General features: G+C 68.3%; 15 protein-coding genes. All 15 read right to left on the bottom strand.

The window, feature by feature from the left end; genetic code table 11:
- Positions 1 to 6: 6 nt before the first annotated feature.
- Entirely contained in the window at positions 7 to 2,412 is a 2,406-nt protein-coding gene (locus ACQVLG_RS21645) for a TonB-dependent siderophore receptor (protein ID WP_474290946.1), read from the bottom strand.
- A gap of 149 nt (positions 2,413 to 2,561) precedes the next feature.
- Positions 2,562 to 3,479, bottom strand: coding sequence for a FecR family protein (locus ACQVLG_RS21640; RefSeq protein ID WP_474290945.1), 918 nt, complete (start codon positions 3,477 to 3,479; stop codon positions 2,562 to 2,564).
- Positions 3,476 to 3,991, bottom strand: a complete 516-nt coding sequence (locus ACQVLG_RS21635; protein ID WP_230538273.1) for a sigma-70 family RNA polymerase sigma factor — start codon at positions 3,989 to 3,991, stop codon at positions 3,476 to 3,478. The genes ACQVLG_RS21640 and ACQVLG_RS21635 overlap by 4 nt, the downstream gene beginning before the upstream one ends.
- Positions 3,992 to 4,188: 197 nt before the next feature.
- A complete protein-coding gene (locus ACQVLG_RS21630; protein ID WP_474290944.1) occupies positions 4,189 to 4,755 on the bottom strand; it encodes a response regulator in 567 nt (188 codons plus the stop codon).
- Complete coding sequence (locus ACQVLG_RS21625; RefSeq protein ID WP_474290943.1) at positions 4,659 to 6,668, bottom strand: GAF domain-containing protein; 2,010 nt, start codon at positions 6,666 to 6,668, stop codon at positions 4,659 to 4,661. The genes ACQVLG_RS21630 and ACQVLG_RS21625 overlap by 97 nt, the downstream gene beginning before the upstream one ends.
- Positions 6,669 to 6,678: 10 nt before the next feature.
- Positions 6,679 to 7,698, bottom strand: coding sequence for an ABC transporter substrate-binding protein (locus ACQVLG_RS21620; RefSeq protein WP_474290942.1), 1,020 nt, complete (start codon positions 7,696 to 7,698; stop codon positions 6,679 to 6,681).
- The gene (locus ACQVLG_RS21615) at positions 7,695 to 9,332 is read right to left on the bottom strand and encodes a response regulator (RefSeq protein ID WP_474290941.1); all 1,638 of its coding nucleotides are present in this window, start codon (positions 9,330 to 9,332) and stop codon (positions 7,695 to 7,697) included. Before ACQVLG_RS21615 ends, ACQVLG_RS21620 begins: the two co-directional genes overlap by 4 nt.
- Before the next feature lie 125 nt (positions 9,333 to 9,457).
- The gene (gene paoC / locus ACQVLG_RS21610) at positions 9,458 to 11,656 is read right to left on the bottom strand and encodes an aldehyde oxidoreductase molybdenum-binding subunit PaoC (RefSeq protein ID WP_474290940.1); all 2,199 of its coding nucleotides are present in this window, start codon (positions 11,654 to 11,656) and stop codon (positions 9,458 to 9,460) included.
- 4 nt (positions 11,657 to 11,660) lie between these two features.
- Complete coding sequence (locus ACQVLG_RS21605) at positions 11,661 to 12,620, bottom strand: FAD binding domain-containing protein (protein ID WP_474290939.1); 960 nt, start codon at positions 12,618 to 12,620, stop codon at positions 11,661 to 11,663.
- A complete protein-coding gene (gene paoA, locus ACQVLG_RS21600) occupies positions 12,617 to 13,267 on the bottom strand; it encodes an aldehyde dehydrogenase iron-sulfur subunit PaoA (protein WP_474290938.1) in 651 nt (216 codons plus the stop codon). The genes ACQVLG_RS21605 and paoA overlap by 4 nt, the downstream gene beginning before the upstream one ends.
- A 76-nt stretch (positions 13,268 to 13,343) precedes the next feature.
- Complete coding sequence (locus ACQVLG_RS21595) at positions 13,344 to 15,860, bottom strand: sigma-70 family RNA polymerase sigma factor (protein WP_474290937.1); 2,517 nt, start codon at positions 15,858 to 15,860, stop codon at positions 13,344 to 13,346.
- Positions 15,749 to 16,789, bottom strand: coding sequence for a hypothetical protein (locus ACQVLG_RS21590; protein ID WP_474290936.1), 1,041 nt, complete (start codon positions 16,787 to 16,789; stop codon positions 15,749 to 15,751). The genes ACQVLG_RS21595 and ACQVLG_RS21590 overlap by 112 nt, the downstream gene beginning before the upstream one ends.
- Positions 16,740 to 19,304, bottom strand: coding sequence for a translocation/assembly module TamB domain-containing protein (locus ACQVLG_RS21585; RefSeq protein ID WP_474290935.1), 2,565 nt, complete (start codon positions 19,302 to 19,304; stop codon positions 16,740 to 16,742). Before ACQVLG_RS21585 ends, ACQVLG_RS21590 begins: the two co-directional genes overlap by 50 nt.
- Entirely contained in the window at positions 19,301 to 20,587 is a 1,287-nt protein-coding gene (locus ACQVLG_RS21580; protein ID WP_474290934.1) for a hypothetical protein, read from the bottom strand. The genes ACQVLG_RS21585 and ACQVLG_RS21580 overlap by 4 nt, the downstream gene beginning before the upstream one ends.
- On the bottom strand, positions 20,521 to 25,260 hold the full coding sequence (locus ACQVLG_RS21575) for a hypothetical protein (RefSeq protein ID WP_474290933.1): 4,740 nt from the start codon (positions 25,258 to 25,260) through the stop codon (positions 20,521 to 20,523). The genes ACQVLG_RS21580 and ACQVLG_RS21575 overlap by 67 nt, the downstream gene beginning before the upstream one ends.
- Positions 25,261 to 25,299 lie beyond the last annotated feature (39 nt).

Genomic DNA, 25,299 nt, shown 5'->3' with positions numbered 1-25,299 from the left:
ATCACGTCAATAGCGGTAATTCAGGCTCAGCATGGCATTGCGCGGGTCGCCGTAACTGACTCTGCGGCCCGTGCTGATGCCATAGTAAGCGCGGTCGGTCAGGTTGTTGAGGTTGAACGACAGGGCCAGGCGGTCGGATAGCTGGTAGCGTGCCATGGCATCGAACACGGCATACGAGCCCTGGTGCACGGTGGTCATGCCGCCGCGCACGGCCCGCGTGTTTTGCCAGGTGTGCGATTGCCAGCGCGCGCCGCCCCCCACCGTCAGGCGCGGCATCGGCTGCCAGGTGCTGTACAGGCTGAGCTGGTCTTCGGGCGCCAGGGTATTGACCTTGCCGCCTGCGTCGCGCGCCACCTTGTGCGTGTAGCCGGCCTGCAGCTGCCAGCCCGGCATCAGCTGGCCCGACACTTCCAGTTCCACGCCGCGCGAACGCACGCCATCGATGGCGCGGTAGGCATCCATGCCCGTCACCTTGTTCACGGCATCGACGGACTCGGCAAAGTTATCCTGGCGCACCTCGAAAGCGGCCGCGCTGGCGTTCAGGCGGCCGTTGAGGAACACGCCCTTTACGCCCGCCTCGATATTCTTGCCCAGCACGGGGTCCAGGGTCCTGTTGTCGACATCGCGGCTGTTTTGCGGACTGAAGATGTCGCTATAGCTGGCAAACGCCGTCAAATTCGGCGCGAAGTCCCAGGTCAGGCCCGCATACGGCGTGAAGATGGACGCCTCGTCGATGTCGGCCGTGGGGTTGACGTAGGACGACAGGCGGCCGCCCAGGATCACGTGCACGCCTTGCGGCAGCGAGAAGCGGCCCGTCGCGTACACGGCCTTCTGGCGGATGACTTCGCGGGCCGTGTCCAGCACCCACGTTGGCTCCGGCACCTCGCCACGGTAAGTATAGATATTGTCGACCTTGATGAAGGAATACGGGCTGAAGACGTCGTCCGACTGCTTGCGGTAGGCGTTCGCGCCCACCACCAGTTCATGCGTGCGGCCCAGCAGGGTGAACGGGCCCTTCGCGTACACGTCCAGGCCATTGCTGGTGGCGTCGCTGTTGTACTGGCGCGCCGTGATGGCCGTGCCGCTGCCGTCCGCCTTCGGGAAGCTGTCGAGGTAGGCGACGGGCGCGTACAGGGCATTGGCCTGGTGGATCAGGCGCAGATTGGCCATCCAGCCGTTGTCGAAACTGTGTTCGAGCGAGGCGAAGACGGATTTGGCTTCCGTCTGCTGCGTGCTCCAGGTGGGCGCGCCGTTGAACGAACGGGGCATGGTGAAGCGCTTGCCTTCCGCGTCGAACAGCGGTGCGCCGCCCCAGTCGCTATTGCGCGGCACCGTGTGCTGGTAGTCGGCGCCCACGGTCAGCAAGGTGCGCGGCGACAAGTCGGCCTCCAGCGTGCCGTACGCCAGTTCGGAGCGGCGCTGGTAGCGGTCGACGAAGGAGTGCTTGTCCTGGTAGGACGCGACGGCGCGCGCGCGCACGCTGCCGCTGGCGTTCAGGGGACCGCCCACGTCCGCCATGGCACGGTAATTGCTCCACGATCCGGCCGACAGGTCGGCCAGCGCGCGCAATTCGCGCGTGGGTTTCTTGCGGATCAGGTTGACGGTGGCGCCCGGCGTGCCGGCCCCGCTCATCAGCGCATTCGCGCCCTTCAGCACCTCGACCCGGTCGTACAGGTCCATATTGGCCAGCGATTCGCCCAGGTTCAGCGAGGCGTCGCGCGTCCACGGCAAGCCGTCATAGCTGAAATTGTCGAGCGAAAAGCCGCGCGCATAATAAATCGTGCGCTCGCTGTCGATGTGCTGCACGTACACGCCCGGCGTGTGATTGAGCACCTCGCTCAGCTGCACCAGGCCGAAATCGTCCATCTGTTGGCGCGTCACCACGCTGACCGCGTGCGGCGTCTCGCGCGGCGACAGCACTAGGCGGTTCGCCGTGCTGACGGCGCCCGTCGTGTAGGAACCCGTGTCCTCCGTCACTTGGCCCAGGTAATTGGTGGTGACGACCACTTCCGGCATGGTCGCCTCAAGCCGGACGGCGGCCTGCGGCGCGGCTGGCGCGGCGCTTTGCACGGCGTTTTGCACGGCGTTTTGCACAGTATACACGCCGCTGTCCGTCTTCAGCAGGGCCAGCGGCGTGCCCTGCAAGGCGCGGCGCAAGGCCTGCTCGGCCGTGAAATCGCCGTGCACGGCCGCACTGCTGATGCCGCGCGCCAGGTCCGCATCGATGGAAATGCGCACGCCGCCACGGCTGGCAATGGCGATCAGACTGGCATTGAGCGCCTGGGCCGGCACGTCGAAGCGGGTGGCGGCCGGCGCGGCTTGCACCGATGGCGTCTGCGCCAGGGCGGCAGGAACGGTGAAGGAAAGTAACATTACGGCCAGGGGAATCTGGCGCATCAACAATGGTGGCATGCTGGGACTCTATCTTGATGGTGAAGGAAAAGTGGGCTACACCAGGTATGAGTCGCGGCGCGCCAAAAGTGACAGTGCCGGCGAAAAAAAATGTCAGCTTGTCTTCAGGTCGAGTCCCGTCCACCAGCCGCCAGGCCCCTGGCGCACGGTCACGGGCAGGGTTTCGGCCAGCGCCAGCAGGGTGGTGCCGCTGTCGTCGAGCGAATAATTGCCGGACACGCGCAGCGCCGCCGCCTGCGCGCCGTGACGTCGATGTAGCCGTGGCGGTACGGCCGCAACGCCGCCACCACGTCGCCCAGCGTCTGGTCGACGGCCACCAGCATGCCCTGCTGCCACGCCGTCGCCTGCCCTGCCGCCATGCCTGGCAGCAGCATCAAGCGGTCCGCGTCGAAGCGCGCCGCCTGGCCCTGGCGCAGCACGCGCGCCAGGCCTTTGCCGGCCGGATGCACGTCGAGATCGCCCTGCACGGCCAGCGCCACGGTGCCGCGCGCTTCGCGCCGCAGCATCAGCGCGCCGCCCAGCGCCGTCACCGTGCCGTGCTTGCTGCGCAACAAGAAGGGAGCAGAGCCCGCCGCCACGCGCGCCAGCAGCTGGCCCTGGCGCAAGGCGACCCGCCGGTGTTCATGCGTGACATCCGTATCGGCCGAGGAACGGGCGTCGAGGGTCAGCACGCTGCCGTCGGCCAGCGTGTAGCGGCCCCGCCTGGCCGTGGCCGTATGCAGGTCCGCGCTCCAGTCCGGCAAAAACGGGCTGCCGCGCAGCAGCCAGGCGCCGCCGAAGGCCGCGCCCGCCAGGCACAGCGCGCCCTGCAGCCATTGGCGCCGCTGATCATCGTGCCGGGCGGCGCGCGCCAGGGTGTGGCCGACGGCCGCCGCCCCGCCCGCCGCCTGCAGCGGGCCGATGCTGTGCTCGACGGCCTGCCCCAGCATCTGCCACGCGGCCGCATGGCGCGCATCGGCGGCGAGCCAGCGGGCGAAGGCCTGGTGCTGTCCTTCGTCCGCCTCGCCCGAACTGAGTTCGACCAGCCAGCCGATGGCGGCATCCTGTACCGCGGGGGACATGCTCATGCCGCCTGCGCCGCCAGGCAGCAGCGCAAGCCCTGCGCCATGTACTGGCGCACCATGCTGGCCGACACGCCCAGGCGGGCGGCGATCTGCGCATACGTGAGGCCATCGAGCTGGCTCATCAGAAAAGCGCTGCGCGCCTTGGCGGACAGGGTATCGAGCGCGCGCGACAGCCGTTCCAGCGCTTCGAGCAGCACGGCGCGTTCCTCCGGCGACGGCTGGACGGCATCGGGCAGCAGCGCCAGGGTCTCCAGGTACGCCTGCTCGATATCGCGCCGCCGCCACTGCTGCAGCAAGATGCTTTTCGCTACCGTCGTCAGGTAGGCGCGCGGCTCGCGGATGGCGGACAATCTTCCCGCATGCAGCACGCGCACAAAGGTTTCCGACACCACATCCTCTGCTTCCGCCCGGTTACGCAAGCGCAACAGCAAGCGCTGCAGCAGCCAGCCCTGGTGGCCCGTAAACAGGCTGGCGGCCAGGGTGGCGTCATTCGAGGGACAAGAAAAGGCAGACAAGAGCGGACCCGGCGATATAAATGATAATGATTCTCATTATATGACAGGCACTGGAAGATGTCGCGCAATTTTGCGATGCTTGTCAACCGCTGGCAACGCCACCCATCGCACGCAGGTGGCTGGTCTTCGAGCGATGATGGAGGCCGCAGGCGGCTACTTGGTCGAGATGACGGTATTGAGGGCGCGCCGCAGTTCTTTCAGCCGGGGCGGTTTGCCCAGCACGCAGTTGACGTGTTCGGGATAATCGCTGTCGGCCGCCAGGCGCTGGCCCCAGCCCGTGAGCATGATGATGGGCGTGGCGGGCGGGCGCAGCACTGGCGCACCGCGCTGGCCACCTTGCGCCCGTCCACGTGGGGCATGCCCAGGTCCGTGATGACCACGGCGAAGTATTCGTGCCGCTCGCATGCGGCGCGGAAGCAGTCGATGCCGGCCTGGCCGCCGTCGGCGGACACCACTTCGTGGCCATCGATTTCCAGGATGTCGCGCAGGGACTTGAGCACCATCGGGTCGTCGTCCACCACCAGGATGCGCAGGCGCGGCGGCACGGCGTGGGCCGCGTCGGGCGCTTGCTCCGCCGCGTCCACCGCGCAGGCGGGAAACGCCAGGCGCACCGCCGTGCCCTGCCCCGGCGCCGTGGCGATGTCGATGCTGGCGCCATGGCGCTCCATCATGCCGTACACCATGGCCAGGCCCAGGCCCGTGCCGCGCTCGCCCTTGGTGGTGAAAAACGGCTCCAGGCAGCGGCGGCGCGTATTCTCGTCCATGCCGACGCCCGTGTCGCCCACCTCGATGCGCACCTGCCGCGCCGCCTCGCCCCCGCTGCACCGGCGCAGCTGGTGCGCACGCTCAGGGTGCCGCCTTCCGGCATGGCGTCGACGGCGTTGAAGACCAGGTTCGTCAGCGCCTCGCGGATTTCACCCACGCTGCCGGGCAGCATGGGCAAGCCGTCCTCCAGCTCCGTGCGCAGGGCGATGACGATGCCGCGCTGCTGCGGCATGTCGCTCCAGCGCGCCCGCGTCAGGTCCAGCACCTGCTGCACCACCAGGTTGGCGTCGATGGGCGACAGCGCCAGCTGCGGTTCGCGCTGGCGGTAGAATTCGCGCATGCGCGCCACCGTGGCGGCCACGTCGTCGATGGCGCGCTCGATCACTTCCAGGCAATGCCGGCCCTGCGGACTGAGATTGGTTTCCGTCTCCAGCAAGGACTCGGTGTACAGGGCCACGGGCGAAATGGCATTATTGATATCGTGCGCGATGCCGCTGGCCATCTGCCCCAGCGCGCGCAGGCGTTCCTGCTGCATCACCGACTGCTGCGTCTGGCGCAAGTCGTCATACGCGCGCTGCAGCGCGCCATAGAGCTGCGCCTGGTTGGCGGCCAGCGCCACGTGCTCGCTCAGCTGGCTGAGGAATTCGCATTCGCCGCTGGTAAAGCTGTGCGCGGCGCGGCGCGCCACGATGAGGATGCCGAAGACCGTGTTTTCGGCCAGCAGCGGCGCCATGACGAGGGCGCGCAGCCCCCCTTGCGCCAGCCGCTGCGGAAACGGAAATGCCACTTCGCCGATGTCCGCTTCATACACGAGCTTGCCGCGCACGCAGCTCGACAGGCCATTTTCGTCGATGGGAATGTGCGCCTGCTCGCCCATCATGAACGACAGCGCCAGCGCCTCGCTGCGCACGCCCACGCACGTCACCTGCAGCGCGTGTTCGGACGGCCGGTACAGGCAGATGCAGCTGAAATCGATGGGCAGCTGCTCTTCCAGGCTGCGCACCACCACCTGGAAGATGCTGCGCAAGTCCTGCCGCTCTCCGATCGAGCGCGTGATCTGCTGCAGCAGGTTCAGGCGCTCGAGCTGTTCATGCACCTTGCGCTCGGCCAGCTGGCGCTCGGCGATCTGCGTTTCCAGGGCGGCATTCGTCTGCGCCAGCTCGTCGCGCGAGACGGTGGTGCGCCGCAGCTTGTCCGTCATGCCGTCGAAGGCGCGCGCCAGGTCGCCGATTTCATTCTTCGTGTGCACGCCGAGCGCAAAATCGAGCTTGCCGGCGCCGACGATCAAGGTGCCCTGGCGCAGCTTCTCCAGCGGTCCCGTGACGCTGGTCATGGTGAAGTAGATCAAACCGGCCACCAGCGCGATGATCACGCCGCCAAACAGCATCACGGCCACATTCGCCCGCTGCTGCGCCGCCAGCACCCCTTGCCGGCTCAATTCGGACAAGCGCATCGCGTCGGCGATCATGCCCTGCACCTTGCCCATGATCTGGCCGGACAGGCGCGATTCCAGCTCGCCCAGCACCTCGCGCCGCTGCGGGTCCTGCCCCAGCTCGCGGTGATTCGCCACAAACAGCTGGAACAAAGCGCCCACGCCGGCCAGGTCGCCCTGCAATTCGCGCAACAGCGCGCGCTCCTCGCCGGTGCTGAAGGCGGGCGTAGCCAGCAGCCCCGTGGCCAGCGACTCGCTGCGCAGCTGCCACTGGGCCCGCGTGCGCGCGCCATGGTGCAGCGCATACTCGATCGACAGATAGCGCAGCGAGGTGACGGCTTGCAGGATATCGGCTGCCGCCTTGTTCTTCGCCAGTTCGCGCTGCATCGCCATGGTGGTGGAAAACAGCACGGCGACGATGATGGCCACGAGCGCCACGCAAAACAGTTGGGCCAGCTTGAAGCGCGTCACGATTTTCACGGTGGCCTTCTCAATGAATGACCGTCACGGCCGATGGCGCCACGGCTTCCAGGCCGTCCAGGTAGACGGCGTCGAGGAAGTTCGGCATCTCGCCGCTGCCGGCCAGGCGGTTCTTGATGGCCCAGCGCGCCTCGTCTTCCAGCGCCAGCAGCAAGCGCTGGTCGAGCACGATATCAAACTGATAACCGCGCCAGGCCGCCTGCAGGCGCGCCGCCTCGCCGGCCGAGGCCCTGGAAAACAGGCTGCGCGCGGCATCGGGCTCATCCTGGCAAAAGCGCGCGCCGGCGATCAGCGCGCGCAGCACCTTGCGCATCGTGGCCGGGTGGCTGCGCACATAGGCGCCCGTGCCGGCCACGTTGAACAGGCCCGCATACACGTCCTCGCCATAGAAGAGGGCCGCCTTGCCCGCGATGGCCTGCGTCATCGCCGTCAAAAAGGGTTCCCAGCCGGCCGCCGCGTCGACCTCGCCCCGCGCCAGCGCCCCGGCCAGCTGCTCCGGCGCGTAGTTCTGCAAGGTAACTTCGCCCGGCAGCAGCTTCTGGCGGTTCAAAAAAGCATCGAGCGTGAACTGGCCGGAGGTGCCCAGGGTCACGCCGATGCGTTTGCCCTTCAGGCTGGCGGGCGTGGACACGCCGCGGTCCAGGCGCCCCACGATGCCGTGGTCGCGCTCGGCCTCGAAGATGCTGGCGATGATGACGACGGACTGGTTCTGCAGGCTGGCCAGCACCACGGGAATGTCGGACACCGTGCCCAGGTCGGCCTTGCCCTGCAGCACGGCTTCCAGCGACGCCTTGCCCGACGAATACGGCTGCAGCAGCGCGTCGATCCCCTCGCGCGCGAAATAGCCCTGCCCGCGCGCGGCCAGCACGGGGCAGCTGCCCACGTATTCCCCATTCACGGCCAGGCGCAGCACTTCCACGGGGCCGGGCGGCGCGGGACGGGCAGCGAGCCGCCAGAGCGCCGCGGCGGCCAGCGCCAGCAACAGCGCGATGCCCGCCAGCCAGGCCGCCCGGCGCGCCGGGGCGTTCATGCGCTGCGCTGCGCCGTGGCCGATTCCAGCGCGCTGTTGATGGCCTCGGAAAACGCCGTCACGTCGATCGGCTTGGTCAGATAGCGGTAAAAGCCGGCGGCCAGCCCCTGGCGGACATCGCCCGGTCCGGCCACGGCCGTCAGGGCGATGACGGGGATATGCGCCGTGCGGGCATCGGCGCGCAGCAGCTGCATGACTTGCGTGCCGCTGATGTCGGGCAGGTCGCTATCCATCAGGATCAGCTGCGGCACGTGGCGGCGCGCCAGCTCCAGGCCCGCCTGCCCGTCGCCGGCCGACAGCAGGTCGAGGTCGGGGCGAAAATGGATCAGGCCCGCCACCAGGGTCACATTCAGGGGATTGTCTTCCACATACAACACTGTCTTGCGTTCCGGCAACGGCAGCGCTTCGGCCGGACGGGGGAACACGGGCAGGCGCGCACTTTCCGGCAGCGCCTGGCGCGCCGGGCAACTGGCGATATCGAGCCAGAAGGTGCTGCCGCGCCCGGGCGTGCTGGCCACGCCCAGGGTCGCCTGCATGGCTTCGGCCAGGCGCTTGCTGACCACCAGCCCCAGGCCCGTGCCCTCCTCGTCGCGCGCGTCGCGTCCCAGGCGGTTGAAGGGCTGGAACAGCGCCTCCAGCTGCGCGGCGCTCAGCCCGCCGCCCGTGTCGCGCACGGACAGGCGCAGCTGGTGCGCATCGGCGGGCTGGCAATCGACGTGGATCTCGCCCTGTTCGCGGTTGTACTTGACGGCGTTCGACAGCAGGTTGAGCAGCACCTGCTTGAGCCGCGTGCGGTCGGCCAGCACGTGCATGCTGCCCGCCTCGACGAACGTCAGGGTGATGCCGCGCTTGCGCGCCAGCGGTTCCATCATTTGCCAGCATTCGTGGTAGATGCCGGCCAGGCCCACGGACTCCATCGACAGCGACAGATTGCCCGACTCGATTTTGGCGATGTCGAGGATATCGTTGATCAGGGTCAACAAGTGCCGGCCCGCGCCGAAGATGTGCGAGGCAAAGGTTTTCTTTTCCTGCACCGTCGAGGGGATGGAATCGGACATCAGCATCTGCGAAAAGCCCAGGATGGCGTTGAGCGGCGTGCGCAGCTCGTGGCTCATGCTGGCCAGGAAATTGGTCTTTTCCTGGTTTGCCCGCTCGGCCACCTCGCGCGCCAGCTGCAGATCCTGGTTCATGGCGTCAAGTTCGGCCGTGTGCTGGCGCAGCAGCATTTCCAGGCGCGCATTGGCGATGCGCAGGCGGCGCGTCTCCAGCGCCCGCGCCAGTATCAGCAGGATGCCCGAGACCTTGAACGGCTTGACGACATAATCGAGCGCGCCCGCCTGCATCGCCTGCACGGCCGAGGCGATCGTGCCCTCGCCCGTCATGATGATGCAGGCCAGATCCGGGTCGATCCGGCGCGCCGCCTCCACCACGGCGATGCCGTTCATTCCCGGCATCATCAGGTCGACCAGCAGCAGGTCGAACGATTCGACGGCCAGCAGCGACAGCGCGGCCTCGCCCGAAGCGAGCCCCGTCGTGTCATAGGCCTGGCCGCGCAGGGTGTCGCACAGCGCGCGCACGTGCGCCAGCTCGTCATCGACTATCAGTATCCGCGGCGGCATTGACGAGCTGTTCATGCATTCTCCTGGCGGCATGACCTTGCGGGCCGGGAACTCGCCCCGCAACATGCGTTCCGAGCATAGCACCTGGAAATTACCAAAAATACACGCTTTGTCACGCGCCCGCCGGCGCCGGGCAGATGTCAGCTCATGACGGGCAGCCCGCGCAGCAGCTTGTCGAGGGTCACGGGATAGTCGCGCACCCTCACCCCGGTGGCGTTGTAGACGGCATTGGCGATGGCCGCCGCCACGCCGCAAATGCCCAGCTCGCCCACGCCCTTGGCCTTCATGGGCGAGGACATGGGATCCGTTTCGTCCAGGAAGATGACGTCCTGGTGCGGGATATCGGCGTGCACGGGCACTTCGTAGCCGGCCAGGTCGTGGTTGACAAAGTAGCCGCGGCGGCGGTCGACCGCCAGTTCCTCCATCAGGGCCGCGCCCACGCCCATGGTCATGGCGCCGATCACCTGGCTGCGCGCCGCTTTCGGGTTCAGGATGCGGCCGGCCGCGCACACGGCCAGCATGCGCCGCACGCGCACTTCGCCCGTGTCGCCGTCCACGCCCACCTCGACGAAATGCGCGCCAAACGTCGATTGCTGGAATTTTTTATCGAGATCGCCATATTCCATGCGGTCTTCCGCGACGACGTCGCCATGGTAGGCGGCGGCAACGAGCGGCACGCTGCGCTCGCCCTCGCTCACTTGCCCATCAGAAAACCGCGCTTGATTTTCGTCAAAGCCCAACTTCGCCGCGATGGCCTGGCGCAGGCGCACGCAAGCCGCGTACACGCCGGCCGTGGCGCTGTTGCCGCCCCACTGCCCGCCCGAACCGGCCGAGACGGGAAAATCCGAGTCGCCCAGGCGCACGACGACACGGTTCAAGGTCACGCCCAGCATTTCCGCCGCCGTCTGCGCAATGATGGTGTAGCTGCCCGTGCCGATGTCCGTCATGTCGGTCTCCACGGTGACGATGCCGTTGGCGCCGAGGCGCACCCTGGCGGCGGACTGCATGACGAGGTTGTTGCGGAAGGCGGCCGCCACGCCCATGCCCACCAGCCAGCGGCCGTCGCGCCGCGTGCCGGGCCGGCTGTGCCGCTCCTTCCAGCCGAATTCCACGGCGCCCGTGCGCAGGCAATCGATCAGGCGGCGCTGGGAAAACGGCCGGCCCGGTTTTTCCGGGTCTACCTTGGTGTCGTTCAGGATGCGCAAGACGATGGGGTCCATTTTCAATTTCTCCGCCAGTTCGTCCATGGCGATTTCCAGCGCCATCAGCCCCGGCGCCTCGCCCGGCGCGCGCATGGCATTGCCTTCTGGCAAGTCGAGCACGGCCAGGCGCATGGCCGTCATGCGGTTCGCGCCCGCGTACAGCAGCCGCGTCTGCATCACGGCCGTTTCCGGCTGGCCCCCCTTCAAGTCGCCCGACCACGATTCATGGCCGATGGCCGTGATCTTGCCGTCGCGCGTGGCGCCCAGGCGCAGGCGCTGGATGGTGGCGGGCCGGTGCGTCGTGTTGTTGAACATCAGGGGCCGCGTCAGGGCCACCTTGACGGGACGCTGCGCCGCCCGCGCGCCCAGCGCCGCCAGCAAGGCTTCCGCGCGCACGAACAGCTTGCCGCCGAAACCGCCGCCGATGTAGGGCGAGACGATGCGCACCTTGTCTTTCGGCAGCCCCAGGGTGCGGGCCAGGTCGCCCCGGCCCCAGTCCACCATCTGGTTCGCCGTCCAGACCGTCAATTTATCGCCCTCCCACGCGGCAATCGAGGCGTGCGGCTCCATCATGGCGTGCGACTGGTCTGGCGTCGTGTAGGTCGCGTCCAGGCGCACGGGGGCAGCAGCAAAGGCGCCGGCGAAATTGCCCGTCTTGCTGTCGGGCTTGCCGTCCTTCGGCTTGGCAGCGCTGCCCTTGGCCTTGGCCAGGTCGAAGGCGCCCTGCTGCGCGATATACTTGACATCGAGCAACTGCGCGGCCGAACGGGCTTGCTCGAAGGTGTCCGCCACCACCAGCGCGATGGCCTGGTGGTAGTGCTCGATGTCCGGACCGCCGAGCAGCTTCGCCGTGTTCATCTTGCCTTTTGTTAATTTCCCGGCCGAATCCGCCGTCACCACGGCCAGCACGCCGGGCGCCCGGCGCGCCGCGCCCGTGTCGATGGACGCGATGCGCCCCTTGGCGATGGGCGCGCCGACGACGTAACCGTAGGCGGCGTGCGGCGCGCCCTTGTTCTGTTCATACGCGTACGGCGCCGTGCCCGTGGTTTTCAGGGGGCCGTCGATGCGGTCCGTGGGACGGCCCACGACTTTCAGCTGGTCGATGGGATTGGTGGTCGCAGGTGTCGTGAATTTCATGGCCCTAGCCTTTCTTCGCTGGTGCTTCAGCCATCACGGCGGCAATCGTGCGCTGCGCCAGAATCACCTTGTAGGCATTGTCGGCCGTCGGCCTGGCGCCGGCCAGCAGGCGCTCGCTGACGGCGGCGGCGCCATCCGGCATCGATTGCTCGGCGGCAAGCACTCTCCACGGCTGCGGCGCGACGCCGCCCATGGCCAGCCGGCCCGTGCCGTCCGGCAAGATGATGGCCGCCACGGACACCAGCGCGAACGCGTACGAGGCGCGGTCGCGCACCTTGCGATAGACATGCGTGCCGCCGATAGGCGGGGGCAAGGTCACGCTGGTGATCAATTCGCCCGGCTGCAGCGCCGTTTCCAGCTGCGGCGTGTTGCCCGGCAAGCGGTAAAAGTCGGCGATGGGAATGCTGCGCGTGCTGCCGTCGGCCCGCACCGTGTCGATGCCGGCGTCGAGCACGCGCATGGCCACGGCCATGTCGCTCGGGTGCGTGGCGATGCACGCCTCGCTGCCGCCCAAAATCGCCAGCGGCCGGCTGTAGCCGCCGATGGCCGAACAGCCGCTGCCCGGCACGCGCTTGTTGCACGCCTGGTTGGTGTCATAGAAATACGGACAGCGCGTGCGCTGCAGCAGGTTGCCGGCCGTCGTCGCCTTGTTGCGCAGTTGCGCCGAGGCGCCGGCCAGCAAGGCGCGCGACAGCACGGCATAGTCGCGGCGCACGGTGGCGTGCGCGGCCAGGGCCGTATTGCGCACGAGGGCGCCGATGCGCAAGCCGCCGTCCTTCGTCGTTTCCACTGTATCCAGCGCGAGGCCATTGACGTCGATCAAATGCGTGGGCGTTTCGATTTCCAGTTTCATCAGATCGAGCAGATTCGTGCCGCCCGCGATGAAGCGGGCGCCCGGCGTGTGCAAGGCGGCCTGCGCCGCTTCGGCCGGCGTGGCGGCCTTCTGGTAGCTGAAGACTCTCATGCCGGCCTCCCCGCCACCTCGGTGATGGCGTCGATGATGTTGGAATACGCGCCGCAGCGGCACAGATTGCCGCTCATGCGTTCGCGCAATTCTTCCGGTGTCACCGAGGGGGCCGCATTCAAGTCCGCGCTGGCGTGGCTGGGGATGCCCTGGCGGATCTCTGCCAGCGCGGCGACGGCCGAGCAGATCTGCCCCGGCGTGCAATAGCCGCATTGATAACCGTCATGCGCGATGAAGGCGGTCTGCATCGGATGCAGTTTCTCCGGCGTGCCCAGCCCCTCGATGGTGGTGACCCTGGCGCCGTCATGCATCACGGCAAGAGTGAGGCAGGCATTGATGCGCTGGCCGTCGAGCATGACGGTGCAGGCGCCGCACTGGCCGTGGTCGCAGCCTTTCTTGGTCCCCGTCAGGTGCAAATGTTCGCGCAAGGCGTCGAGCAAGGTGGTGCGCGTGTCGAGTTCCAGGCTGTGGCGCCGGCCGTTGATGTCCAGATTGACTTTCATCAACACCGGCGGCGGAGAAACACTGGCCGTGTTGACCGCTTGCGCCGCTCCCGCCACGCCGGGCACCGCCGCGGCCGTGGCCGACAGCGCGCCGGCGATCAGCACGCCGCGCCTGCCGGCATTGATAGGATTAATCTCTGTCATGTCGCGCTTCCTCCTGGCTGTGGACTGGCTGGGTGGGCGCATGCAAGCCCGAAGCAGCAGTCTGGCGGCCGGATTCCTACGCGTCTGTACGCGAACGAACGTTCAGCCTCAAACCGCGCCGGGTCGTGCCGACGCCCCCCTGCGCCGCATACCCCGTGTGGCGGGCGCAGTGGTCGAGCGCCTGGCGCAAGGCCGTATCGACATTGCGCAAGGACATGTCGTGCCGCTCGGCCACTTCCTGGCGGGTCAGCTCATCCACGCGCAGCGCTTCGAGCACTTGCCGGTGGCGCCGCGGCAGCAGCTCGACGGCTTGCGCCAGGCGGCGCACGTCGGCCTGCAGCTCGGCCAGGCGCTCCGGCCCGGCCGCCGTATCGGCCAGGAAATCGACGAGGCTGACGGCGCCATCTCCATCGCCCTCATCCGCATACAGCCAGGCGCGGTTGCGCCGCAGGCTGTCCATGGCCGCATTGCACGCCACGCGGAACACATAGGCGACGGGGCTGTGCGCCAGCGCCGCGCCATCCCCGGCCGTCAGCGCGCCCAGGCGCAGCCAGGCGTCGTGCAGGCTGTCGCTGGCCAGCTCGGCGCAACCGAGGTGGCGCGCCAGGCGCCGGTGCAGGCTCCGGTAATTGCTTTCCAGTACCGCCTGCAGCCGGGCGCCCTGCCCCGGCGCCGGCAGGGGCGCCACGTCGTTGGCCGCCTGCCGGCGGGGCCGGATGGCGGGCCGGAACCTGGCCATGCCTGCAGCGCCCGCCATGCGCAAGGGCAAGGCATCGGCCACATTCGCCATGCCGGCCATCATGGCGACAACCTGCTGCGTTCCTGCGCCGTCAGCTGGCGCGTGGCCGATTCCGGCAGCGGGCCCAGGCCCAGCACGCGCACGGCGCTGCGCGGGTTTGTAGTCGGCCGCCTCGGTGCGCGCGCCCTCCTGCGGCGCCGCTTGCGCGCTGTCGGGCGGGGCTTCGCTGCCAAAGCCCAGCACGCGCACCGTGAACACGGATGGCTGCGCCGAACGGGTGGCGGCGCGCTCGCGCTGCACCACGTCCTGGGCCGCGGCCGTCGCCTGCGTGGCAGCCGCGCTGGCGTTGGTCATGGCGGCCACGTTGACGGACGCCACCGCCGGCATGCCCTTGGATTCGCCCTTGACCTGGATGTTCGCCGCGTTCATCACCGTCAGCGCGGCCAGGTTGACGCTGCCCGACACGCGGATGCCCGCCTCGCCCGCGTCGATGGTGCCCAGCGGCGCCAGCAAATCGACGTCGCCGGCCGGCACTTCGGCGATCGGCGCCAGGGTGGCGATGCCGGCGCCCGTGCTCGGCACGTCGGACGACAGGGTCACGTTGCCCCAGTTGTCATACACGCGCTTGGGCGGCGTGTAGACGATGGTCGACTTCGAGCCGCGGCCCGCGTTGATATCGCCTTGCGACGACCAGCCCAGGATATCGCCGCCAAACGTCGTCATGACGCGGCTCTGGCCCAGCAGGATGCTGCCGTGCGAGAACAGCTCGATATTGCCGCCGCCCTTGGTGATGATGCCCGAGGTCGACGGCGGTGCCTCGCCTTCGATGCCGAACACCTGTTTGCCGCCCGGCGTCAACAGCTGGATGTCGCCGCCAAAGTTCGTGTGCACGTAGCCGCTGCGGGGGAAATAGTCCCAGCGCTGCTCGCCATCATTGCGCACCGCGTACAGCCCGCGGTACATGACGATGTCGCCCGCATAGGCAATCGCCTTGCCATTCGCGTCGGCGGCCGGCGCCAGGGCCGCGATGGCGTTGCGGCTGCGCAGGAAGCTGCCGTAGCGGGCGCTGTCCGCATCGTTGAACTCGCGCCCGCCCGCCTTCAGTTCCGCGAAATACACGTCGCGGGCAAACACGCGCTGCTGCGGCTCGGGCAAGGCCAGATAAAAGGCCTGCGCCTCGGCGGCCGTGCCCTTGAAGCCGTAGCGTTCATTCAGCCAGGTCGTCAATTCGGTCGCATACGACTTCACCACCTTGCCAGCCTGGTCGGCCAGCGGCACGCCCGCCTGGGCCACGTTGGCCGGGTCCAGATACGGCTTGACGAAGCGCAGGTAGTCGAGACCGGCCGCGCCCACGCCCGCCTGCATGGCGATGCTGGCGCCCGGGCGTTTATCTCCGGCGACGACAGGACCGAGGCTGACGACGCTGCCCTTGTCCTGCATCAATATGTTGCGTCCGGCGCTGATATCGAGCGTGCCGGGGCCGGCCACGTTGAAGGAGCTGTTCAGGATATCGCGCCCGGCCGACACCAGCGACACGTCATACGCATTATTGTGCACGACCAGGTTACTGATATTGGCGAAACGCATCTCGCTGCCGCTGGCCTGGCCATTGATGGCTTCCAGCTGCGCCGTGCCGCTGCCGACGATATCGCGGCCCGCCTTCATCCACACGGGCTGCCCGCCCTCGTACCAGGTAATGCCCGCATGCTTGGCGTCGGAAAAGGCGAGGATGCGGCCGCTATTCACGCCCACCAGGTCGCCCGTGACGGCATAGATACGGGCCGCTTGCGTGCCGCTGTGTTGGCGGAGCCGGCCGAGGAATTGGGGCCGAAGGCAAACAGCGGGAAGTTCCATTTCGTTGCCGGCGTCCCCGTGCTTGAGACATTGCTAGCCAGGGGACTGGTCACGTAAGACTTGATATCCCAGCCCGTGAAGCCAGGCTTGAACGGCGTCGCGATGCTGTCGGCGGCAGCGCCGGACTGGCTGATGGCATAGCCGCCCGCATAGATGGAATCACTGGCCAGCCATTGCAACTGGGCGTTGGAAGACGGCGCCAGCACCAAAGGATCCGCATACACGGACGCGCTACCCCAATCCGCGATGGTCTTGCCGTAGTACAGGCTGCCATTCGCGGCAGCCGCCCGCACGATGGAGGGATAGACGATGGCCAGGTCGGTGGCCGTGCCGACCGGCGCCGTCAACGGCGTCATGTTGCCGCCGGCGGAGAACAGGTCGAGCGCCGTGCGCGGCGTCCACAGGCTGAACCAGCTGTAGCCAAAGCCCTGCTCGCCCGCCGCGCCGGTAAACGGCGTGGCATTGAACGCGGTCACGCGGCCGGGGTCGGCAACGTCCTGCAGCACCTGGTCGCCCAGCGTCGCCACGTTGAACGTGGCATCGCCCGGCACCAGGGTCATGCCGCCCCGGGGCGAGGCGCGCGTGGCACGGAAGGCGTCAAAGGCGCGCGTTTCCAGCGGCACGTGATCCGTATTGCGCGTACCGTATTCCAGCGCCACGCTGCCCAACTGCGTGGCCAACGTTTCCACGTGGCCACGCAAGTCGACCAGCGCGCCATTCAGGTGGCCGCCACCGGGCTTGCTGGCGGGGTTGAGGGCGCCGCCCACGCGCAGGTCCAGGTCGCCGCCGCCCGTCAGCAGCAGGCTGCCGTCGGCCTGCACGCGGCCCGTGCCGCCGACAGCCAGCAGCAAGCCCTGCGAGCGTCGGTTGATGTTTTCACTATAAGAGCTGCCCGTCAGCGGCGCCAGCACGCCCGCATCGCCTGCCACGTCGGCGCGCAGATTGCCGCCCCAGGGTGCCGAAGCCTGTAAAGCCCAGCACCGTATCGGCCAGGGTATCGCGGGCCACGTAGCTGCCGAAATTGATCCACCACGCCGTCGGCTGGGGCGCGCCGCCTGTGGCCACGCCACCGCTGCCCTGGCGCCACAGCCAGTTGCCCACTGCCACCGAGTCAGCCATGCCATCCTTGCTCACGGGACGCAGGTTGCTGGCGACAGCCGCGTCGATCAGCGAGCCGCTCAAGTCACCGGCCACCTGCAGCAGCAGATTGCCGCCCTGGTCCGGATACCATGCGCGGTAAATGCTGTCGGCGCCGCCGTCGACCAGATGTTCGTGCGCACCGTCCGGATTGTTCAATACCTTGCCGTCGGCATTGCGCGCCCGTGCCTGGTTGAACGGGTCGCCTGCCGACGTCGCCGTGGACGACATGCCGGCCGTGTACACGCCGTACAGGCTGTCCACGCGCAAGTCGCCGCCGCTGACCAGGTCCAGGTCGCCCGTGCCCGTGCGCAGCACGCTGTGGCGCAGGCTCGACGCCTTGTAGTCGAACGTGGCGTTGGGCAGGCCGCACCAGGTGGGATTGTCCTCGCAAATGGTCGGCCACTTGAGCGCCACGGGGTCGAGCAGGTCGCCCGCCTTCACGTTGTCATCCGCAAACTCTTCCGCGCCGGCCTTGGTCCACACGTAGGCCACCCTCAGATCGCACCAGCCGGGGGTGTCGGCACAGAACTGCGCAATCGTGGTGCCGTTCTGATTGAGGAATTCCTCGGAGATCGGCTCGCCCGCCACGACGCCTTCGATGCCCTGCTCTCCCGCTTCCTTGCTCCAGTACTGCACGCCCTTCGGCGGGATCAGGATGCCATACATGCCGTAATGGCTGTCGGCCAGGCGCAGGGTGCCGTGGCTTGGGTGCGCCTGCACGCTGCGCGTGTCGGCCGCCTCCAGGTCGGCGCCGGCCACTAGGCGCATGCCCCATGCTTGCGAGCCTTCCGCCAGCATGGGCGCGATGGCCCACAGCTTGCCCTGGCTGCCCGCCACGTCCGGACGCAGTTGGATTGAATCCACATTGGGCATCAGCTTGACGTCCGTGCCGGACGGGATCAGCGCCCCCACGGCCAGCGCCAGGTTGCCATTGAGCGCGAACACCGAGCGTTCGCCCGCCACGCCAGGCAGTGGCACGCCCTTGGGCCAGGTCATGGCGCGCACCTTGACCGCTTGCGCCAGCACGCTGCCCGCGTCGAGGCGCATGCCGGCTGTCAAGGTCTGCGCCGTGGCCAGCAAGCTGCCTGCCGCATGGACGATGTTGCCGGCGCTGTCGAGCACGGCGGCCGCCAGCACCGTGCCGGCCGGCAAGGTGACGGCCTGGTCCAGCGTCGCGGCCACGGGCAGGCGCGTGTCGGCGAGCAGATTGAAGCCCTTGAGGGGCACGCCGTAATTGAGCGCGATCCCGCCCGGGAACAAGGTGCCGTCGGCCACGGTCACGCCCTGGCCCGGCACGATGACGTCGCTGCCATTGATGTCGCGCCCCGGCAGCAAGACCCAGCCGCCGTCGTCCTTGGTGGCGGGCGGCGGCGCGAAGCCGTCATTGATGCTGCCGTAGATGCTCAAATCGCCGCCGGCGCGCAGCAGCAGGCTGCCCACCTCGCCCGAACCGCGCACATTTGTTGCGTGAAAGCGCGGGTTCAGGCTGGCGTAGCGCATGTTTGAGAGATCCAGGTCGCCCCGCACCACCAGGTCGCCGTCCGGCGTCTTGCTGACGATATCGACGCCGGGACGCAAGTGCAGCGCATCGGCATACGCGGCCGTGGTCAAGCCCGCCAGTTTGATATTGCGCAAGTTCGTGTTGGCCAGCGCCGCGTCGATGAAGGCCGTGCTGTCCGCGTGCTTGCTGTCAAGATATGCCTGGTCGATCACCTGGTAGGGGCGGCCGCTGGCCGACACGTCCGTGGCGTAGGCCGCGTCGTCATAGCGCTGCATGGCGTTGACGGCGATCGATTTCGCGCCGCGTATCGTCAAACCGCCGCCGGCCGCAATGGCGATGTCGCCGAAGGTGGCCGCATCAAGATCCGTGCGAACGCCGCCGCTGCCCAGGCGCGGCGCGCTCAGTTCCACGGTGCCGCGCGCGGCGCCGTCGTGTTCGCCCTTGCCCTTGCCGGCCACGGCCACCGTGCCGTGGCGCACGTCGATCTGCGCGCCGCCGGCCAGGTCCAATGTGCCGTCGCCCGCATTCAGTTCCACCGTGGCCCGGTTCGGGCTGTCGATGATCTTGCCATAGCTGTCGACGCGCAACAGCGTGCCATGCGCGTCGAGCACGGCGTTGCCGGCCAAGGTTAATCCATGCTTGCCGGCCAGGCGGATGCTGCCCACGCGCTCGCCGCTGGCGTCGATTGTGCCGGCCACCGTCAGGCGGCCGTTGTCGAGCGATACCTGCACCTCGCCCGCCTTGAGTTCATTGACGATGGTCAAGTCGCCCTGTTTCAGCTGGAAGCTGCGCCCGCCCGTCACGTCACGCCGCCTTCCGTCAGGCGCGTGTTCAGCGACGCGAACTGGCTGTCCAGCGTGCCGCCCGCGCCCAGCGTCTGCGCGCGCACGTCCACGCTGCCCTTCTTGTACGGCACCACGGTGCCGCCCGCGTCATAGCTGCCGCTGGCGCCGCCAAGGATCCTGCCCTGCAAGTCCACCATGCCGGCCGCGCCATCGAGCGCCACGGCCTTCAGGCTGCCGGCGCGGTTGTGCTCGGCCGACAGGTCGATCACGGCGCCGCCAGCTGCGCGGATATCGCCGGCGCGGCTGTCCAGGGTCACGTCGCCGCCCCAGCTGTATTTGTCCACGTCGAAGAAGGTGGACTTGCGGCCCGCCATGTCGATGCGCGCGCCGTCGGCCACGGTAATGTCGCGCTGGGCGCTGATCGTCAACTTGCCGCTCGGCAACACCACGGCCGTTGCGACGGTGACGCTGTCGCCGTTCAGCGCCAGCTGCGCGCCCAGCGCCGCGTTATTCCTGACGGGAGCCGCTGGCGCCGCGCCGGCCGGCGCCGCCACCGTCAGCGCGCCGCCCGCCGTGTAGCTGTGCGCGGAACCGGCGTCGCCCGTCAGCAGCGGCGTGCTGATATGGAGGTTGCCGCCGCTGTACTGGTAGCCCTTGCCCGTTTCATAGGCGCCCTGCGCCTGGTAGACGGACAGGCTGCCCTTGTGGTTGGCCGTGACCTGGCCCGACGCTTTCAGGTTGACGTTGCCAAAACCCAGCGCCAGGCGGTCGAACGAGGCGACGCCGGCCGGCTGCGTGAACGGGCCGAAGCCGAAATCGATGCGCTCCGCTTCCAGGTTCAGGGTGCCGCTGCCCGTGCCGGCGCCGCGCGTAATCACATTGCCGGCCGGCGACAGGGCGCCGCCCCAGATCAGGTTAGCCGTGCGAATGGTCGCCACGGCATCGGCGCCGCCCTGTCCATACATGGCGGGCGTGGTCAGCACCAGGCGCTCCAGGGTCGATTTCCCCGTGCCCTTGTCATAGGTATCGAGCACCACGTCGCCATAGAAATTGACGCTGTCGGCCGCGCTCAGCATGAGCGACTGCAGGGCCGGCGCGCCCGTGCTGGTATCGCCGCGCAGCAGGCGGTCCAGCAAGCCCTGGTTCATCGCCAGGCCGGTGGAACGCGTGCCGCTGGCCTGGGCCGCCGCCAGCGCCTCGTTCGAGCCAATATTGATGGCGCCCACGGCCAGGCTCAGGTTGCGCGTACCATAGCGCGCCGTGTCGTCCAGCTGGAAGCTGCCGGTGGTCGACAGCAGCAACGTGCCTTCCGAGTACAGGCCCGCTGTGCCCGTACCTGTGCCCCCGCAAGCGTCGTCGCATACGCCGATGCGGATGCCGCCGCGCGTCGCGCCGCCAACCGGCGCCACATTGAGCAAACCGTTCGAGGCGGCCAGCACGTGCACATCCGGGCGGCTCTTGTAGATGAAGCCGTCGTTGGCGTCATACGCGGCCTTGCCGCGCCCCACAGTGTTGATGCCGGCGCGGCGGCGGCGATATCGATCAAACCATCGCCCAATTCATAATTGCCAGGATCCTGGGCCACCAGGAATACCTCGGGCGCCGACAGGATGGCTCCCGCGCGCAGGTAGATGGCGCGCGCCGAGTTGACGCCGAAGTTCACGTAATTGCCGCCCTGGCCATACTCCACCGTCGATGAATTGCCCACCACGATGCGGGCCGCGCCGATATTGTTCAGGCTTGACGCGCGCACGCTGACCTGCCCGGCGCCGCTGGTGGCCGGCGCGCCGTCGGCGAGGATTTCAATCACGCCAGCGGAGTTAATGTTCGGCATCAGCACCACGCTGCCGCCATAGCCGCCCTCGGCTGCGGCGAACTTGCCCGTGCCATTGAACTGGAACGTGTCCAGGCCGCCGCCTTGCGCCAGGGTCAGCTTGAGCGTCTTGGCATCGGATGGCAGCTGCGCGCGGGGAATGCCACGCGTTTGCGCATCGGCCAGGGCAAACGCGGCATAGCCTGTTTCGTTGTACTGCGAGTACGAGCGCAAGACCTTGGCCGGCGTGAGTATCAGCTGGCTGGCCAGCGGCGCGCGGATGTCCGTGCCGGCGATCGACAGTGTGCCAGGCGCCGCCCAGGAACCGTTGCGCAGCTGCTGCGCCAGCGTGCCGGCGCTGCCCTGCCCCGCCAGGCCGTTCAGTTCCACGCGGAAGGCACCCGGCAGCAAGGCATAGGTCGATGGCATCAGGGTGTAGGTGCCGGCTGGCAAGCCCGGCACGCCATTGCCTATCGTCACCTGCCGGCCCACGGCCGCATCGGATGCCGCCTTGTCGCCGCCCGAAGGCGATTGCGGCGCCTGCACGCCCGGCACGATGGCGTACACGGGATTCGTCGCCAGACCCGGCAGGACAAAACCGCCGTTTGCGCCCACCTGTACCAGCGGATGGTAGCGCGCGTCGGTGGAGCCGCCGCGGCCGGCGATGAAACCGGCGCCCGTCAGTTCGCCGCCGCCGGACAGGTCCAGCAGCGCGCCCGGCCGCACGTCCACGGCCACGCCGGCCATTTCCACGCCGAGGCGCAGGGCGCCCTGCGCATTGAAGCCGCCCACGCCCATGAGGGAGGTCAACTTGCCATCCACGTTCCAGTTCTGCCCATCAACGGTGCCGCCGTACGGCATGACCAGGCCGGCACCGCTGACCGAGGTGATGCTGTTGGACAGCAGATTCACGCTCAGGCTCTTGTCATTGTCATAGCCTGCCGCGCCGATGGCCAGGCGCCCCAGCGGCGCGCGCACGACGCCGCCCTGCTCGATATGCGCGGCCGCCAGTTCCAGCGAGCCGAAGGCGGAATACGGCATGGCCGGCACGCTGTCGGTGGTGCGCGCGATGTGCAGGGCATGGGCGGGATCGTAGCCGATCTTGCCATTGATGCTGCCATAACCGGCCCGCACGGCGGCGCCGGCGCCCGTTTCCGGATACAGCTGGGCCGCGCTGAGGGTCATGTCGCCCGGCGTGGACAGTACCGTCGTCGCCTGGTTGCCATCCCATCCCAGCGGCGACAGCAGGAAGCGCAGGTCGCCGCGGCTCGTCAGGCGCACGTCGTCGGCGACGACATTGACCATGCCGCGCACGTCGATCAGGTCGCCAGCTATGCTGACCTGGCCGGCCACCGGCGACTGGCCCGCCGTGCCCGGCGTGACATAGTAGTCGCGCCCTGCCGGCTTGACGCTGGCCAGGCGCACGTACGGCGCCGCGATGCCGACCTTCGCACCGGGCTTGCTGCCTGGCGCCAGCACGGGCGCACCGTACAGCTGGAAGCTTTGCTGCAGCGTCAGCGACACGTCGCCATCGAAGGAGGCGGCGCCCAGCAGGGACAGGTTGCCGAAGCCGCCCGCCTCCACTTGCTCCACCGAGTAGCGGCCATGGCCATACTGCAGCAGCGGTGCCGCGTCCTGCGCATGCACGCCGCCGGCCAGGTCGCTGGCAACCTTGCTCTGCGTCAAGGCCAGCTGGCGCCCCTGCAGCACCTTGTCCGTCGCCAGCGTTTTCAGGTAGACGGGCGTGCCCGTGGCCACGGACAGGCTGCCGCCCGCCGCGCCCGCACCGCCCGCCCGGGCCAGCAGCTGGCCATCGAGGTACAAGCCGTTGTTCGACGCCAGCGCAATGCTGCCGCCCGCGCTGGCCACGTCGACGGCCGCGCCGTTTACGTCCAGCACGGCGTGCGCACCGGAAGCATCCAATACGGCGCCATCGCGCACGACGACGAACAGGCTGGCCGCCGACGTGCTGCCCTGCGCATGGTCGATCTCGCCGCCGATGACGATGCTGCCGCCATCGATCACCTTGCCGTAGCGCCGGCCCTGCGCATCCGTGGCCGTGACGGCGCGCGACGCGACGTCGAGCACGGCGTTTTCGCCTATCCAGATGGAACGGCCATGGCCGGCCGCTTCCACCGCTTCGGAGACGTTCACGTCGACGCCCACGCCGCCCAGGCTGATCTTGCCGCCCCAGGCGTTCAGCCGGCCTTCCACCGTCAGCTGGCCCACGCTGGCCAGCTTGATGGCCTGGCCCGCATCGACGCTCACCACGGCGCCCTTGCCTATCAGCAACTCGGCGCTGGCCATGTCGGCCGCGCCGGACTGGATATCGCCCACCTGCAGGGCCAGGCTGGCACCCTTGCGCTGCGTCAAAGTGCTCTTCAGCGCGTTTTCCGTGACCTGCTCCGGCGTCCACAAGGCCAGTTTTTCATTGTCCACCACGCGCAGCACGGGCATGCGCACGTCGACTTGCGTGCCGTCCGCCACCGTCAAGCCCTGCTTGCCGAGCAGGCTGTAGCTGGAAAAGCCCTTGTCGAAAAAGTCGCCGCCCAGGTGCAGGGCGCCTGCGACGGGTTTTTCAATGTCGCCAATGACAATCTTGTTCGCCTGTAATTCGAGCTTGCCGCCGCCCGTCACGCCATGGCCGCGCAGCTGCGCGCCCTCGCCCAGCACCAGGTCGGCCTTGGCGCCATAGCTGGCCAGGGTCACGTTGCCGCCCTTGCCGCCCTGCTGTTTCGCCTGAGAAAGAATTGCCGCGCCCGCGCTGACGTCGATCAGGCTGCCGCTGCCGATGCGCACGTCGCCGTTCGCCCGCAGCGTGACATTGCCGCCATTGATATATGGCAAACCGGCAGCGGCCAGCGGGTCGCGCAGCACATTGGCCAGCAAGCCGCTGGTGTCGAGCGTGACGCCGTCGGCCAGCACCAGCTGGCCCGCTGGCCCGCCCGGGTTCACGACCGTATCGACCATGCCCAGCGCGCCGACCTGGTTCAGCACATTGCCGGCCGCAATGCTGCCGCCATGGCTGCGCAGGCTGGCGTTGATCGCCACGTCCTTGCCATACAGGGTGATATTGCCGCCATCGGCCACCTGCAGCGCGCTGTCGACCGTGATCGCGCCTTTCGCGGCGAGGCGGATGGCGCCCAGACGTTGCTCATTGAGCAAGCCAGTATCGAGCAGCAGCTTGCCCTGGCGCTCGGGCGCCAGCACGCCTGTCACGTCGAGGCCGGCGGCGATGCCGTCCTGCACGCGCGTCAGGCGCACCTCGTCCATGACGGCCGACAATGCATGCTGCAGCACGCCCGTGCGCTTGTCGAACATGGGCTGGTACTGGCCGACGATCAATTGTCCCCGCTGCGCGGCCGCCAGCTGCGACTGCTGGTAGCCGTCGAGCAGGGCCTGCGGCGCCTGCGTCTGGCGCTCGCCCTGGAAGACCTCGCCCGCAATCGCCCCTTCCAGCACGGCAGAACCGGTCGCAACCACCAGCTTGCCGGCGTCGCGGCCCACCGTGTAGCCGTTTTCCAGGCGTTTTTGCGCGGCGATCAGGGGACTGGCGTAAAACGCGCTGGCTTCCTTGCCCCAGCGCGCATGTTCTTCCTCGTAGCCCTTGTACACGCCCGCATACGCCAGGTCGGCCGGCGCGCTGCCCGCCTCATATAATTTGCCATCGGCGCCCTTCAGCCAGGTCTGGCGCAGCGCGCCCGTCTGCACGTCGAGGGTGCCGCCCGACAGGTTGATGGCGGAGCCAAGCTGCGTGACGACATCCTTGCCGCCGAAGCTGACCGTGCCGCCCTGCGCCATCCATTCGCTGACGGAATGGCCCTGCGTGCCCAGGTAGCCAGCCACTTCCAGCAAGCCGCCGGCCGTGTACCAGCGGTCGCTGTCGTAGCCGTTGGTGCCCTTCGGTACGAACACCAGCTTGCGGCGGTCGACCCAGATACTGCTGTTGAGCAAGGCCTTGCCATCGCGGTTGACGGGCGCGTCGCGCTGCTCGTTGCCCTGCACGTTGATCTCGACATTGTTCGCTTCCATGGCCACCTTCACGCCCACGGCGCCGGAAACGTCGAGCTGGGCGCCGTCGCGCAGCAGGCTGCGGCTGGCCGCGTTGACGGCGATCTGGCCGCCCGTGGCCAGGGTCAGCGAGTCGCCGAGGAATTCCACCGTGCCGGCGCTGCCGATCTCGATGCGCGACTGGTCGCG

Source organism: Janthinobacterium sp. TPC_1 (assembly GCF_056037845.1).
This window is presented reverse-complemented; position numbering and strand designations above follow the sequence as displayed.